Consider the following 13,932-nt stretch of genomic DNA (forward strand, 5'->3'; position numbering starts at 1 on the left):
GACTTACGCTAGGGTAGGCGGCCCGTGTTTCCTCGCCATGCTTTGCCGTCACGTCACGGCATCCTTTCCCCGGTCATTTCAGGAAAATCCTTCCTGCAAAGCCTGCCAATCTTGTTAAAGCTGTTTCATTCTGTCCTGTCATGTTGAAGAATCCGTCCTCTAAATACCAGCCGTTTCCGCTGGTCTCTCTGCCGAACCGTCAGTGGCCCACACGCCATCTCACCCAGGCGCCGCTGTGGTGCAGTGTGGACCTGCGCGATGGCAACCAGGCGCTGGCGGTGCCGATGAATGTCTCCCAAAAGCTGGAGATGTTCGATGCGCTGGTGAAGTGCGGGTTTAAGGAGATCGAGGTGGGTTTCCCCTCGGCCTCGAACACGGAGTTCAATTTTAACCGACGTCTGATCGAGGAAAATCGCATCCCGGAGGATGTGACCATCCAGTGCCTGGTGCAGGCGCGGGAGGACTTGATCGAGCGCACGGTGGAGTCTCTGCTGGGGGCGAAGAAGGTGGTGATCCACATGTACAATTCCACCTCGCCGGCGCAGCGGAAGTATGTGTTCGGCAAGACGAAGGAGGAGATCATCGCCATCGCCATCAAGGGGGCGCAAATGATCAAAGATCGACTGCATCGCCTGGAGGAAACGGGCACGCAGGTGACGCTGCAGTATTCGCCGGAAAGCTTCAGCGCCACGGAGGTGGAATTCGCCAAGGAGATCAGCGAAGCGGTGATGGACGTGTGGCAGCCGACGCCGCAGAAGAAGATGATCCTGAACCTGCCGGATACGGTGGAGGTGGCGATGCCGAATGTGTATGCGGACCAGATCGAGTGGATCTGCACGCACATCAAAAACCGTGAGAGCCTGATCATCAGCCTGCACACGCACAATGACCGGGGCACGGGCACGGCGGCCACGGAGCTGGGCCTGCTGGCGGGGGCGGACCGTGTGGAAGGGACGCTGTTTGGCAATGGCGAGCGCACTGGCAATCTGGACATCGTCCAGGTGGCGATGAATCTGTACATGCACGGCATCTCTCCAGGGCTGGATTTCAGCGATATGAATGGCCTGATCCGCATGTATGAGCACACCACGGGCATGACGGTGCCGCCGCGCCAGCCGTATGCGGGGGAGCTGGTCTTCACCGCTTTCAGCGGCAGCCACCAGGATGCCATCAAGAAGGGGCTGACGGGGTATGAGGAGCACAAAACGATCTGGGATGTGCCTTACCTGACGATTGACCCGAACGACATCGGCCGGGAGTACCATGAGGTGATCCGGGTGAATAGCCAGAGCGGCAAGGGCGGTGTGGCTTACCTGCTGGAGAGCGAGTTTGGCATCGAGCTGCCGAAGGACATGCAGCGGGAGTTTGGCCCCATCGCGAATAACTTGGTGGATAGCCTGGGCCGTGAGGTGAAGGCGGCGGAGCTGCGCGATATGTTCTGGAAGGAATACATCGAACGCGAGACGCCCTTCTCCCTGCACCATTTCCATGCGGATGGGGTGGATGGCGTGTTTACCTGCCGCAGCAGCTTGGTGAAAAACGGGCAGGAGATCGGCATCACGGGCACGGGCAATGGCCCCATCGCCGCCTTTGTCCAGGCGCTGATCCAGGACGGGGGCGCGCAGCCATTTGAGGTGGTCTCCTACCGCGAACAGAGCCTGGAAGCGGGCTCTGAAGCCAACGCCATTTCCTACATCCAGATCAAGCTGGAGGACGGCAAAACCGTCTGGGGTGCAGGGGTGGATACGAACATCGAGCTGGCCTCCATCAAGGCCGTGATCAGCGCGGTGAATCGCGCTTCCTGAAAACCAAAAAGTGAACTTCCTGGCATCATGCGGCTTGATCTTAGGCCGCCTGTTGCCAGGGTAGCGGCCATGACTCAACCCCAACGCGAAGCCCTGTTCGACCTCCTTGCCCTCTCGATCTATGCCGATGCGCATATCTCGCTGGTGGAAGAAGACCTCATCCAGTCGGCCTTCGTGTCCAAAGGCTGGAAGTCTGAATACCCGAAGAGCCTCTTCATCGAAGAGTCCTTCGCCCGCGCCCGTGAAGTGGCGGAAAGCGACGACACGGTGATGGATTACCTCACGGAACGCTCCGCCGTCTTCACCACCAAGACTGCGCAGGCCGAGGTGCTGGGCATCGTCAAAAATCTGCTGGAGCGCGATGGCATGACGGCAGATGAAAACGAGTTTTTCAATCTGCTGATCCAGGCGATGCCAAAGGCCAAGTAGTGATACTTCCGTGACGGCTGTGCAGGGGAGGGCAAAGAGTTTCCCAGTCCCTGCCGTATGGCTGTCATGGACAGGCGCGATTTTCTCAAAACCAGCACGGCAGCCGCTCTCGGGGCACAGGTTTTTACCGCTCCAGCGGCGCATTCGGCCAGCGCCAGCGCCCGGCAGCCGGACCTCATCAAGACCGAAAATGCCAAACCGGGCGCGAGCTACCAGCTCACCCGCATGCGGCCAGATGGCGCGAAGTCTTTCCGCTCCTCCGTCATCGAAGGTTACTGCTCCCGCCAGTCGGTGAAGGCGGGGGAAACGCTGGAGATCTTCGTCAGCACCGCGCCCGTCGCCCGGTTCCAGATCGAGCTCTTTCGCATGGGTTATTATGATGGCGTGGGCGCACGGCTCATGGCCACTCTGGGGCCTTTTGAGGGAAAAACTCAGCCCGTGCCTGCCCTGGGCGAGCAGCGCCTGCGCGAGTGTACCTGGGAGGCTACCACCACGGTGACCATCCCCGCAGACTGGCCCAGCGGCGTGTATCTGGGCCGTCTCTCCACCCTGCCTGCGCAGGCGGAGGAGCCCTTCTGGCAGAGCTACCTCATCTTCATCGTCACGGATGATCGCCCGGCCGATGTCCTCTTTCAATGCAGCGACAATACCTGGCAGGCTTACAATCGCTGGCCAGAAAATGAGTCTCTCTACACCGATCCTCGCGCTGCCCACGCGCCTGGGGTGAGTGTCAGCTTTGACCGCCCGTATGGGAAGTATGTGCAGATCCTGGATCACCCCCTCAGCATGGGCAGTGGCGAGTTTTTGCTGTGGGAGTACCCGCTGTGCTACTGGCTGGAAAAGGAGGGGTACGATGTCACCTACTGCTCCAACGTGGACAACCTGGACCCGGCTAACCTCAAGCGTTGCAAAACGATGATCAGCATCGGCCACGATGAATACTGGGACCTGCGCCAGTATGACCATGTGAAGCAGGCCATCGCAGACGGGCTGAACGTGCTGTGGCTTTCCGCCAATGACGTGTACATGGTCACCCCCTTCACGCCAAATGGCCAAGGGCAGCCGAATCGCCGACTCACCCGCGAGACCTGCTTTGGCGAATTTCGCGAAGAAGAAAAAGAGGCCTATGCCAAGGTGCTCGGCCCCTTTGAAAAGACCGGTCCAGATGAGCGCGACATCATCGGCGCGCGCACCATTGTGCCCTTCAATGGCGGCGGCGACTGGACCTGCACGAAGCCTGACCACTGGCTGTTTGCAGGCACCGGCATGAAGCAGGGCGACAGCATCCCCGGCCTGGTGGGGTGGGAATTTCATGGCGAGCCCGATCTGCAACGCCCCAGCCTGGAGGTGGTGGCGGAGGGCAACGTCTGGGCTGGCGGCACGCGCCTGGGCCGGTACGCGGCGACGATCTTTGAGGGGCCGAAGAAGAACTTCGTCTTCAATGCCAGCACCATTTTCTGGAGCCAGGGGCTGAGCAGCCCACCCGGCCACATGATTCCCTGGAGCCATTTTTCCCGTCCGCATGGGCCGGATGAGCGCGTGCAGCGCATCACGCGGAATTTACTGGAACGCGGGTTGAGGTAAGGGTGTGGGATTCAGACTTTATGGCCAAAAAGGGTTGGTAAAAGAGGGGGAGGCAGCTCTCGGCATCTATTGGCCAACTTCTTTTTGTTAGGTTCTGGGTCTATCGGCGTGAATGCCTGGGGGCTACGCCGAGTGAATTTTATCCTAACAAAAAAGATGGATTCATGCTTTGATCGCGTTGAAGAAGTAACGCGTCGAATCAAGGGTGGAGTCTGGGCGAGCTAAAGCTCGGGCTACTTTGGCCGCGCCTCGGAGGCGACTCTCTTTGTTAGGCGCGTCCATTTCCCATTGGGCATTGGGCGTGGCGCATGCGAGTAGAAGTCCCGAAGGGACGAGACAACAAAGCCCAGGGTCAGCCTGGGAACCAGGTGCAGCCCTGGGAAGACCGATACCGTGCCCCTCACGCCCAAGAGCCCTGAAAGGGCGAGGCATGAGGGAGGCGGCGTGGCTCTACTGCCTCGCCCTTTCAGGGCTTGGGGAGGCCCTCTTTGCTCCTCGCGTATATCCCAGGGCTGCACTCGCTAAAGCTCGCTAGCCCTGGGCTGGGTTGTCTCGCCCCGCTGGGGCTGGAAACGTAGGGCGGGTGTGTTCCGCGCCCTTTGGGTTCGTTGGCAGGATCAGGTCACTCGCGGAATGACCCGCCTTTCTTTGACGGTGCCCTCTTAGCTGCCGACGCGATTCTTTTCGCCGGGGGACGTGGGGCCGAGGGCGAGGGCTTTCCAAGAAAGGCGGGTAATCCGGCGATGACGCGAAAGTGCAAACACGCGTCCGTGCGCCGGACACACACCCGCCCTACGAGGGAGGGGGCGGTTATTCATGACCTTGAAAAAGATCAGAGGCATGGACGGGGAAATCCATGGCATCATGAAGCACGCGGGCAATCTCAATGGCCCCATCTTGGAGGCGGTATAGAATGGCATGCCTACCCGAAAAGCAGATGCGGCAATCCTGATGCAGATCTGCGCGGATTCGCCAACGAGTCGGGTGTTTGGCGATGCGCTCAAACGTGGCCCAGATCATGGCTAGGTAACGGTCGGCCTGTTCTGCATCCCACGTCTGGACAGTGTAATCATCAATCGACTGCAGATCCTCAAGGGCAGCATGAGAAAGGCGGAAAGTCATGCCGGACGACGCTGCGAACGGATGTGCTGAAAGAAGGCTTCGCGATCCATTTCGACCAATTCTCCCCGATCCAGTTGGTCGAAGCCCAAGGCGACCTCCCGTTTCAAGCCAGCCAGGGCAGATTCCCGAGCATCCATTTGACGCAAGGCCTCACGAACGACCTCGGCGGCATTCTCATAAAGTCCTGAAGCCAGTTTTCTGGCCACAAGGGCATCCAGTGCAGGTGGCAGAGTGACGTTCATGGGGTATGGATTCCACAAAGCCAACGAGCTGCAAGTAGTTGTGTTTTGGGGAAGTTTTCATCAAGAGACGGATTCCGCTCATCTCTTCGACCTTGCCCCCCGCACTCCCATGCCCACCAAACACCGCATCTTCACCACACCCTTCGCGAGCGTTTATCCGCACTACGTCGCCAAGGCCGAAAAGAAAGGGCGGACCCAGGCCGAGGTGGACGCCATCATCCGGTGGCTGACGGGCTACTCGCAGATGGAGCTGGAAGGGCAGTTGCAAAAGCAGACGGACTTTGAAACCTTCTTCCAAGAAGCGCCCCAGATGAATCCTGCACGGACACTGATCAAAGGCACCGTCTGCGGCGTGCGGGTGGAGGAGGTGGAAGACCCGACGATGCGGGAAATACGCTATCTGGATAAGCTGGTGGATGAGCTGGCCAAGGGGAAGGCGATGGAGAAGATACTCGGAGCCTAACCAAAGATGCTGCATTCCAGGGTAGCAGATCGGAAGCCAAGTAAGCCGATCCTCCTGCGCGAAACCAGCCTGCAAACAGATCCTTCAGAAGTCCCGAAGGGACGAGTCACCAAAGCCCAGGGCCAGCCTGGGAACCAGGCGCAGCCCTGGGGGATAGGACGGGCGGTATTCCCCCGTGCCAGCGAGCCCTGAAAGGGCGAGGCAGCAGAGCGGCACCACGTCCCTTACTGCCTCGCCCTTTCAGGGCTTAAAGAGAGGGGAAGGTTTGTTTTCGAGGGTCCCAGGGCGGCACTCGCTCGGGCTCGCTGGCCCTGGGCTGGGTTGTTTCGCCCCGCCGGGGCTGGGGGAAGAGTGGGTTGAGGGTGTCAGGAGTAACGAATTGGTAATAGATCACAAAACTTCTCCACCTGCCGTTGACCTAGTCGCTCCGTTGTCGGATTGACAGGTCATGTGGTCCTACCTGAAAACGTGGCTCCTACAGCGACGCCTTTCTAAAGCCCAGCAACGCCTGATTGAGGTGCTGGAGCAGACGAAACTCTACATCGCTCAATCTGAGGAGTCCATCTACTCCCCTTTTACCCTCACGGAGATTGCGAGTGATTTATCCAGGGCGATTGAAAGCCTGAAAGCGGGTCATTCCATCGACACAAGTTTGCTTCAAATGCATTTTGCACCCGCGAGCTCGATCCAGGAAACAGCCCTGAATGCTGGATGGGTGGACCCCTATTTAGATCTTTCCCGCCAGTTTGATGAATTGATTGAAGTGGTATCGTAACTGACACTGAAGGGCTAGGGATGCGGCGTTGGGAAGCATCCCGTTCTGAATGAGATCATCTATGCAATGCCTAACCGAAAATGAGATTTCGCACTGGTTGCGAGAGCGCGGTATCCCGGAGGACCCTTATCACCAAGTTCCCCCAACGAGTTTTTATCTTCAGTTTTTCACGCCGCCAAATCAGTCTCTGGGTACCTTTTTCCGGCAGTATTGGGACCTTGTGATCGGTGGCGAAGCACCGCTTGTTCATATCACGGACTGGGGGCTTTATACGGAGAGTGAAATGATTCCCATCATGGGTATTCGTGCCCTGCACGCCGAGACGCGTTGGCTCATTGATGCGCCGGGTCATCTTCTAGAAACCCACGAGTCTGAGACGGTCATTTCACTGATGACCCTCACGACTTTTTTCGCCTGGTCCTCTTATTTGTATAGCCCATTGGGCCATTCAATCCTCTACAACTGGGAGGGAGAGGTTTTTGATTTTTGGACGAACGATGCTGCGAAGATGGTGATGATGAAGAGACTGCTCGCGGACTCCAACCTGCGAGAAACAACGGAAGCCAAGTAAGGAGGATATTTTCACATCATGACGAGCGAAGAAGCCTTGCAGAAATTCGGTTTGCCCGCAGCGCCGGAAGATCGGGGCGAAATTCGGCGGCACCTTGCTTTGGAAATTGAGCGCGAGCGCCAAGGAGAAAGCGGAGAAGAAATGCTACGGACGTTGTGTCTTCAGCTCTTCAGTTTAGGATATCCTGAAGATGCGCTTCTCATCTAGGAAGCCAAACAGTCCAGCTTCGATGCTGGCTGTGGCCTTGATATACAGTTTCTGTGTGGAGCAGGATTGGCCCTAACCAAAGATTATCTTTCTCGGACAAGTGCCCCAGATGCAGTTGCCATCTTGAACTATCTGACTGAATGCGAGAAGGCTGGAGATTTTGACAATTGGACACCGCAGGTGACGCTTGAGCACTATCGCCGTTATTACGGCCTTTGACCTTCCTTCCCATTCATCCCCATGATCCGTCAAATCTCAGAGAGCGAGTTTACAGGACCGCGTTTGACCGAAGGGGCCTGCCTGTTTCGTACGCCTGAGTCGCTGGAGATCGGGCAAACGATTGAGTGGGAGTCGGAGGTCGAAGATGGGCTGGGACCTGGGAAGTTTGCTGTGTTTGTGAGCTCTGGGGGATTGATTTTTTCACTTCAACATTATGAGTTTTCCCCACGGAAGGATCTCATGACTCTTTATGTCAGGCCGGGGGACCTTGGGTTGCATGTGGACCAGGCCTTGATAGCACTCTGTCTAACCAGTGCAGATCTTGGCTGGTTAGCAGACGGGGCCTGGCTCCCTCCCGCCCGATTGATCCGCCAAGACGACAATGGCATGCAGTTTCATGTGGTGGACTACCCCTGCCACGCGGATGCGGAGGCCATCGTCCGGCATCTGACGGCTGGGCATCATAAGCAGGCGTATTTTATCGAGCCGATTCTAGAAGGTGAGCCCGCTTTATTGCCTCGCCCTTTCAGGGCTTGAGGAGGGAGTGGTAATTTCTTCTCGCAGGTCCCAGGGCTGCGCTCGCTAGGGCTCGCTGGCCCTGGGCTGGGTTGTTTCGCCCCGCTGGGGCTGGAAACGTAGGGCGGGTGTGTTCCGCGTCCTTTGGGTTCGTTGGCTGGATCAAGTCACTCGCGGAATTACCCGTCTTGCTTTGACGGTGCCCTCATGGCTGACGACGCGATTCTTTCTACCAGGCGACGTAGGAGGCATGACTCGGGGCTTCAAAGAAAGGCGGGTAATCCGGCGATGAGGCGGGAGAGCAAACACGCGGCCAGACGCCGGACACACGCCGCCCTACGAGGGAAGGGGCTGGGGACCTAGCCGCATCCCCCGTCTTTGGAGGAGATGCCCCCACACCCCCGAAATCTCTAGCCTGGGGGTGAAGCACTGATTGCATCCGGGGAAATCCCGGCTCCACTGATCTTGCGAAATGCCCACGCCCTTCTCCTCCCGTCACATTGGACCTTCGGCTGCTGAAACAGCGGCCATGTTGGAATCGCTCGGTTACGAAACGCTGGATGCCCTGGTGGATCAGGTGGTGCCGGAGGCCATCCGGCAGCGGTCGGCGCTGAATCTGCCCGCAGCCCTCAGCGAGGAGGATGCGCTGCGTCGGCTGAAGCAACTCATGGGACGAAACAAGGTGGTGCGCTCCTTCATCGGCCTGGGTTATCACGATACCTTCACCCCGCCGGTGATTCAGCGAAACATCCTGGAAAACCCAGGTTGGTACACGGCCTACACGCCTTACCAGCCGGAGATCAGCCAAGGCCGCCTGGAGGCGCTGATCAATTTCCAGACGATGATCACGGACCTCACGGGGCTGGATGTGGCGGGGGCTTCACTGCTGGATGAGGGGACGGCCTGTGCAGAGGCGCTGACGCTGGCGGCAGCGCAGGTGGCCGGGGCAAATCGGGTACTGGTCTCGGATCAATGTCACCCGCACAATCTCGAAGTGGTGCGCACGCGCATGCAGGCGCTGGGGATGGAGGTGCAGGTGGCGGATGTGGGCGCGTGGCAGCACGATGGCAGCAAGGGGCTGGCGGCAGTGCTGGTGCAGTACCCAGATACACAGGGAGTGATCCATGATTTTGAGGCCATGGCCAAACAGGTGCATGAGGCAGGGGCCTTGCTGGTCGTTTCGGCAGATCTGCTAGCGCTCACGGTGCTGCGGCCTCCAGGTGAATTTGGCGCGGACATCTGCGTGGGCAATAGCCAGCGCTTTGGCGTGCCGCTGGGTTTTGGCGGGCCGCATGCGGCCTTCATGGCGGTGAAGGATGCGCTGAAACGGCGCATGCCGGGGCGGCTCATCGGCGTATCGAAGGATGCGGCGGGCAATCCCGCTTACCGCCTGTCTTTGCAGACGCGGGAGCAGCACATCCGCCGGGAAAAGGCGACGAGCAATATCTGCACGGCGCAGGTGCTGCTGGCGGTGATGGCCTCCATGTATGCGGTGTATCACGGGCCGGAGGGGCTGAAAAAGATCGCCCTGCGCACGCATGGTGCAGCGGTGTGGCTGGCGCGGGAGCTGATGCAGGCGCATTTGGAGATCGCCAGCGATGACTTCTTTGACACACTGACGGTGAAGGTGCGCAGTGCGGATGATGTGCTGCGGACGGGCCTGCTTTTTGGTGTGAATCTGCGCAAGCTGGATGCCCAGCATGTGACCGTGGCGCTGGATGAACGCGTGCGTGAAGAGGAGCTGAATGCCATCCTCAAGGCCTTCGGCATCAGCAGAGCGCAGCACCCGCTGCACCTCAATGATGAAGCGGATCTGAACTGCTCTGGCGTCTTTCATCGCCAGTCGGCGTACCTCACGCATCCCGTTTTCAGCCGTTATCATTCGGAAACGGAGATGATGCGCTACCTGCACCGGCTGGAGAGCAAAGACATCGCGCTGAACCGCAGCATGATCCCGCTGGGCTCCTGCACGATGAAGCTGAACGCGGCGGCGGAAATGATGCCGCTGAGCTGGAGCGAGGTGGGCGGACTGCACCCCTTTGCCCCGCACGATCAAAGCGAGGGCTACCGCGCGATGTTCACGGAGTTGGAAAATTGGTTAGCCGAATGCACCGGATTTGACGCCACCTCTTTGCAACCAAATGCGGGCTCCCAGGGGGAGTACGCGGGTCTGCTGGCCATCAAAAGATTCCACGAGGCACGGGGTGAAGGCCACCGCGATGTGTGCCTCATCCCCACCAGTGCCCATGGTACCAATCCCGCCAGCGCGGTGATGTGTGCCTTTAAAGTGGTGCCGGTGACCTGCGATGAGCAGGGCAACATCTCGCTGGGAGATCTGCGGGCCAAGGTGACCGCGCATTCAGACAAACTGGCCGCGCTGATGGTGACGTATCCCTCCACCCATGGCGTGTTTGAGGAGAGCATCGTGGAGATCTGCAAGCTGGTGCATGAGCACGGCGGGCAGGTTTACATGGATGGGGCGAATATGAATGCGCAGGTGGGTCTGACCTCCCCGGGGAAGATCGGCGCGGATGTCTGCCACCTGAATCTGCACAAGACCTTTTGCATCCCGCATGGCGGCGGTGGCCCCGGCGTGGGCCCCATCTGCGTGGCGGCGCATTTGAAGCCATATCTTCCCGGCCACCTGACGTGGGAGCAGCAGCGTGAAGGGGCCGTGTGCTCGGCCCCCTGGGGCAGCGCCAGCATCTGCACCATCTCCTGGATGTACATCGCCATGATGGGGCCGGAACTCACGAACGCGACGAAGTACGCCATCCTGAATGCCAACTACGTGGCCAAGAAACTGGCCCCCTGGTTCCCTACGCTTTACAAAGGCAGCCACGGTCTGGTGGCGCACGAGTGCATCCTGGACTTCCGCCACTTTCACAAGGTGACGGTGGAGGATGTGGCGAAGCGGTTAATGGACTTTGGCTACCATGCGCCGACGATGAGCTGGCCTGTGGGCGGCACGCTGATGATCGAGCCGACGGAGAGCGAGAGCCAGGCTGAGCTGGACCGCTTTTGCAGCGCCATGCAGTGCATCCACGGCGAGATCGTGGGCGTGGAAAACGGCACCTTCCATGCCACGGACAACACGCTGAAGGCCGCCCCGCACACAGCCGCCTTCATGCTGAAAACCGACTGGCCGCATGCCTACACCCGCGAGGTAGCCGCCTTCCCGCTCCCCTGGGTGAAGGAGGCCAAATACTGGCCGCCCGTGGCCCGCGTGGACAATGTCTATGGCGACCGCAATTTGATCTGCTCCTGCATCAGCGTGGAAGAGGCGGCGGGGTAGGGCTGGTAAGGATGCGGGGTGATGCGTCCGACTTGCTAGGCGGGGGTTTCGTTACGCAAGACTAAGGACACCCGCAGGCCCCGTTCATCCAGCGATTCTAGAAACACCTCTCCGGCTCCGGAGGGGCGACGGAAGGACACGGACGAGGCATGTCTGGGGCGAACGCATCACTCGGAGAGTGATGGATACTGTACTTGCGGACGTGGCGGATCTCCCCGCCCCAAGGCGCATGGAGACCCTGCTCCCTACCTTGCTACTTGCACCTCCCCCCGCCCCGGAGGGGCGAAAGAAAAGTAGCCGGGGGTGGAGCGAGGCTCGGCGAGCGGAACCCCCCGGGTGGGCGGAATAACAAAAGGTGTCGCAAGGTGGTGCGCCCTGGAGGGGCGCGAGAAGGGGGCTCGGAGGGTGCATCTGCCCCCTCTACTGCTGCAGTCTCGATGCCCCCTGGACGGAGCGCGAGTTTTTAACTCGCCTGACTTTCCTCGATGTGGCGAGCGGCGGCTTCGAAGGACTCGAGTGGCGCTGGGAAAGTTAGGCGAATAGGATATTCGCGCTCCGGTCGGCGGTGTGCGGGGCGTGAGGAGTGGAGGGGGCGGGAGTGGGATTGGGGGTGCGTTTCTCGCGCCCTTCCGAAGCGCGGCGAAGGGCAGATGGTTCCATACCTCGCTGCACGAGCGCTGCGAGGGCGATAAATCCGCGACGCTTTAGATCGTCACCAGGGGGCCGGTGCGGGCCTGGGAGGGTAGATCGCAGAGGCTGCCGTCAATGTACTGGTGGTGCCAGAGCTGGGTGGCGACGACGGCGGCGAGGCCCATCTCGATGGAGAGGCGAGGCAAGGAGGTGGCGCGCAGGCTGCCGTAAGTTTTCCGCCAGTGCTGGACGGTGGCGGCATCAAAGTAGCCGGTGCGTTTGAGCGAATCTTCACTGAGGAGCTGGCGGATGTAGGGGGGCTCGGGCTCGAGGTGGAAGCTGTCCAGCGGAGCGCGGAAGATGACCTTGCCACGTTTGTAAATGGACGGAGGCAGCCAGCGTTCGGCCAGGAGACGGAGGAGGTGCTTGTCGCGAAAGCCGCGCAGTTTCCAGTCGGGGTGCAGCTTGGCGCAGAAGTCAAAGACGGCTTCATCCAGGAAGGGGTAGCGCACCTCCACGGAGGAGTGCATGGCCACGCGGTCGCCTTTGGCCTGAAGGAGATGCCCGGCCAGAGTGACGCGACCAGCGACCCAGATGCCACGATTCAGAGGGTGCCATTTTTTGGCTCGGTCCAGGTTCATACCCAGCGTGGCCCAGGGATCGGTGGATTCCCGCACGGTGTGCATGGAGTCGGAGTAAAAACGCAGTTTCGCCAGGCCGAGCAGGCCGTAGCTATCAATCCAGGCGTTCGGGCCGCCGACGTTGGCTTCGGTACGGGCACGGAAGCTGGCGGGGTATTGGGGCACGTCGCTGAACCTGAGGAAGGCGCGGCGGGCTTTGTCGCTGATGCGCAGGCCGGGGATGGCATCGAGAAAGCCGATGATCTTCGCGGCTTTGTACCAGGGGTAACCGACGAGCCACTCATCCGCACCTTCGCCGGTAAGCACCACTTTTTGGCCACACTCGTGGACCTTTTGGGCCAGTTGGAGAAGAGAGGCGCAGGAGGTGTCGATGACCGGTGCCTCCGCCGCCGCGATGAGTTTGGGGTACGTGGAGATGGCATCCTCGTGATTAAACTCCTGCACCACGGGGGGCGGTGCGCCGATGAATTTGGCCACCATGCTGGCGGCATCCAGTTCGTCCAGCTTCGGGTCATTCACCCGGACGGTGTAGGTGGAGATGGACTTGCCGCGCAGGTGACAGGCCAGGGCCAGGATCATGCTGGAGTCCACACCGCCAGAGAGGTAAGAGCCCACGGGCACATCCGCACGCAGGCGTTTGCCCACGGCATCCAGCATGACGTGTTCAAACTCATCCACCAGGGTCTTGGCGTTCGTCTCGGGGTTTTCCTGGCCGGCATCGGGAAAGTCCATGTCCCAGTAGCGGCGCTCGCGGATGCTGGGGCTGCCGTGGCTGTGACCGGGCAGCACCTCCAGAAAATGCGCGGGTGGCAGCATCTGGATGCCTTCAAAACAGGTGATGGGGCCGGGCAGGGCGGAAAAAGTGAAAACGTGGTCAATGCCGCGCCGGTCGGGGATGGCGGGGACCATGCCGGAGGCGAGCAGGCTCTTAATTTCGGAGGCAAAGAGCAGCCAGTCGCCTTGGCGGGTCCAATACAGAGGGCTGATGCCGAAACGATCTCGCCCCAGGGTCAGTTTCTGCTGCCGCTCATCCCACAGGGCGATGGCGAACTGGCCGCGCAGGCGCTCGAACATGCCCTCGGCACTCTCTTCCCACAGGTGCGGGATGATCTCGGTATCGCAGTGGGTGACCAGGGTGTGGCCCCGGGCGGCCAGCTCCACCCGCTTTTCCACGTAGTCGAAAAGCTCGCCATTGAAAACGACGGAGACATTTTTGTCCTCATTGTGCATGGGCTGCTGGCCATCGGCCAGACCGACGATGCTGAGGCGGCGCGAGGCCATGGCCAGGCCGGGGCGGATGAAGAAGCCTTCTTCATCGGGACCCCGATGGTAGAGGGCCAGGGACATTCGTTCGATGATTTCGTGCGGCACACTGCGCCGCCCGACCAGATCCATCACGCCTGCAATGCCACACATGTTGTTGAGTCAGTCCT

Annotated in this window: 12 protein-coding genes; 9 read left to right on the top strand and 3 right to left on the bottom strand. The window is 60.0% G+C overall.

All coding sequences use genetic code 11. From position 1 onward, the window contains the following. Positions 1–140: 140 nt before the first annotated feature. The 3 genes from leuA (at position 141) to HNQ64_RS01325 (ending at position 3,818) form a co-directional block, all read left to right on the top strand. Positions 141–1,805: a 2-isopropylmalate synthase gene (leuA, locus tag HNQ64_RS01315; protein ID WP_184204480.1), complete on the top strand. Its 1,665-nt coding sequence runs from the start codon at positions 141–143 to the stop codon at positions 1,803–1,805. A 69-nt stretch (positions 1,806–1,874) separates the two neighbouring features. Next, positions 1,875–2,234: a hypothetical protein gene (locus HNQ64_RS01320; protein WP_184204481.1), complete on the top strand. Its 360-nt coding sequence runs from the start codon at positions 1,875–1,877 to the stop codon at positions 2,232–2,234. Between the two features lie 66 nt (positions 2,235–2,300). Beyond that, complete coding sequence (locus tag HNQ64_RS01325) at positions 2,301–3,818, top strand: twin-arginine translocation signal domain-containing protein (protein ID WP_221305301.1); 1,518 nt, start codon at positions 2,301–2,303, stop codon at positions 3,816–3,818. An 810-nt stretch (positions 3,819–4,628) separates the two neighbouring features. Here the strand turns inward: HNQ64_RS01325 and HNQ64_RS01330 are convergent. Beyond that, positions 4,629–4,940, bottom strand: a complete 312-nt coding sequence (locus HNQ64_RS01330; RefSeq protein WP_184204483.1) for a type II toxin-antitoxin system RelE/ParE family toxin — start codon at positions 4,938–4,940, stop codon at positions 4,629–4,631. Further along, positions 4,937–5,182 carry a type II toxin-antitoxin system ParD family antitoxin gene (locus HNQ64_RS01335; RefSeq protein ID WP_184204484.1) on the bottom strand — a complete coding sequence of 82 codons (246 nt, stop codon included), beginning with the start codon at positions 5,180–5,182 and terminating at the stop codon, positions 4,937–4,939. The genes HNQ64_RS01330 and HNQ64_RS01335 overlap by 4 nt, the downstream gene beginning before the upstream one ends. A gap of 109 nt (positions 5,183–5,291) precedes the next feature. On the opposite strand from HNQ64_RS01335, the gene HNQ64_RS01340 reads away from it, so the two are divergent. The 6 genes from HNQ64_RS01340 (at position 5,292) to gcvP (ending at position 11,228) form a co-directional block, all read left to right on the top strand. Beyond that, complete coding sequence (locus HNQ64_RS01340) at positions 5,292–5,645, top strand: DUF2200 domain-containing protein (protein ID WP_184204485.1); 354 nt, start codon at positions 5,292–5,294, stop codon at positions 5,643–5,645. A gap of 448 nt (positions 5,646–6,093) precedes the next feature. After that, positions 6,094–6,420 (top strand): hypothetical protein, encoded by a 327-nt coding sequence (locus HNQ64_RS01345; RefSeq protein WP_184204486.1) that lies wholly within the window; start codon positions 6,094–6,096, stop codon positions 6,418–6,420. A 61-nt stretch (positions 6,421–6,481) separates the two neighbouring features. Beyond that, complete coding sequence (locus HNQ64_RS01350; protein ID WP_184204487.1) at positions 6,482–6,991, top strand: hypothetical protein; 510 nt, start codon at positions 6,482–6,484, stop codon at positions 6,989–6,991. Positions 6,992–7,009: 18 nt separating this feature from the next. Next, entirely contained in the window at positions 7,010–7,198 is a 189-nt protein-coding gene (locus HNQ64_RS01355) for a hypothetical protein (protein ID WP_184204488.1), read from the top strand. 240 nt (positions 7,199–7,438) lie between these two features. Then, positions 7,439–7,954 (top strand): hypothetical protein, encoded by a 516-nt coding sequence (locus HNQ64_RS01360; RefSeq protein ID WP_184204489.1) that lies wholly within the window; start codon positions 7,439–7,441, stop codon positions 7,952–7,954. A 451-nt stretch (positions 7,955–8,405) separates the two neighbouring features. After that, positions 8,406–11,228 carry an aminomethyl-transferring glycine dehydrogenase gene (gene gcvP / locus HNQ64_RS01365; RefSeq protein ID WP_184204490.1) on the top strand — a complete coding sequence of 941 codons (2,823 nt, stop codon included), beginning with the start codon at positions 8,406–8,408 and terminating at the stop codon, positions 11,226–11,228. 704 nt (positions 11,229–11,932) lie between these two features. On the opposite strand, the gene asnB is transcribed toward gcvP, so the two are convergent. Further along, on the bottom strand, positions 11,933–13,915 hold the full coding sequence (gene asnB / locus HNQ64_RS01370) for an asparagine synthase (glutamine-hydrolyzing) (RefSeq protein ID WP_184204491.1): 1,983 nt from the start codon (positions 13,913–13,915) through the stop codon (positions 11,933–11,935). Between the last annotated feature and the right edge of the window lie 17 nt (positions 13,916–13,932).

The sequence above is a fragment of the Prosthecobacter dejongeii genome (assembly GCF_014203045.1).
Classification (GTDB): Bacteria; Verrucomicrobiota; Verrucomicrobiia; order Verrucomicrobiales; family Verrucomicrobiaceae; genus Prosthecobacter; species Prosthecobacter dejongeii.

Coding starts and splice junctions, on each gene's coding strand:
- HNQ64_RS01325 (WP_221305301.1), top strand. CDS start 2,301: ATGGACAGGCGCGATTTTCTCAAAACCAGCACGGCAGCCGCTCTCGGG.
- HNQ64_RS01345 (WP_184204486.1), top strand. CDS start 6,094: ATGTGGTCCTACCTGAAAACGTGGCTCCTACAGCGACGCCTTTCTAAA.
- HNQ64_RS01350 (WP_184204487.1), top strand. CDS start 6,482: ATGCAATGCCTAACCGAAAATGAGATTTCGCACTGGTTGCGAGAGCGC.
- gcvP (WP_184204490.1), top strand. CDS start 8,406: ATGCCCACGCCCTTCTCCTCCCGTCACATTGGACCTTCGGCTGCTGAA.
- asnB (WP_184204491.1), bottom strand. CDS start 13,915: ATGTGTGGCATTGCAGGCGTGATGGATCTGGTCGGGCGGCGCAGTGTG.
- HNQ64_RS01330 (WP_184204483.1), bottom strand. CDS start 4,940: ATGACTTTCCGCCTTTCTCATGCTGCCCTTGAGGATCTGCAGTCGATT.
- HNQ64_RS01335 (WP_184204484.1), bottom strand. CDS start 5,182: ATGAACGTCACTCTGCCACCTGCACTGGATGCCCTTGTGGCCAGAAAA.
- HNQ64_RS01360 (WP_184204489.1), top strand. CDS start 7,439: ATGATCCGTCAAATCTCAGAGAGCGAGTTTACAGGACCGCGTTTGACC.
- HNQ64_RS01355 (WP_184204488.1), top strand. CDS start 7,010: ATGACGAGCGAAGAAGCCTTGCAGAAATTCGGTTTGCCCGCAGCGCCG.
- HNQ64_RS01340 (WP_184204485.1), top strand. CDS start 5,292: ATGCCCACCAAACACCGCATCTTCACCACACCCTTCGCGAGCGTTTAT.
- HNQ64_RS01320 (WP_184204481.1), top strand. CDS start 1,875: ATGACTCAACCCCAACGCGAAGCCCTGTTCGACCTCCTTGCCCTCTCG.
- leuA (WP_184204480.1), top strand. CDS start 141: ATGTTGAAGAATCCGTCCTCTAAATACCAGCCGTTTCCGCTGGTCTCT.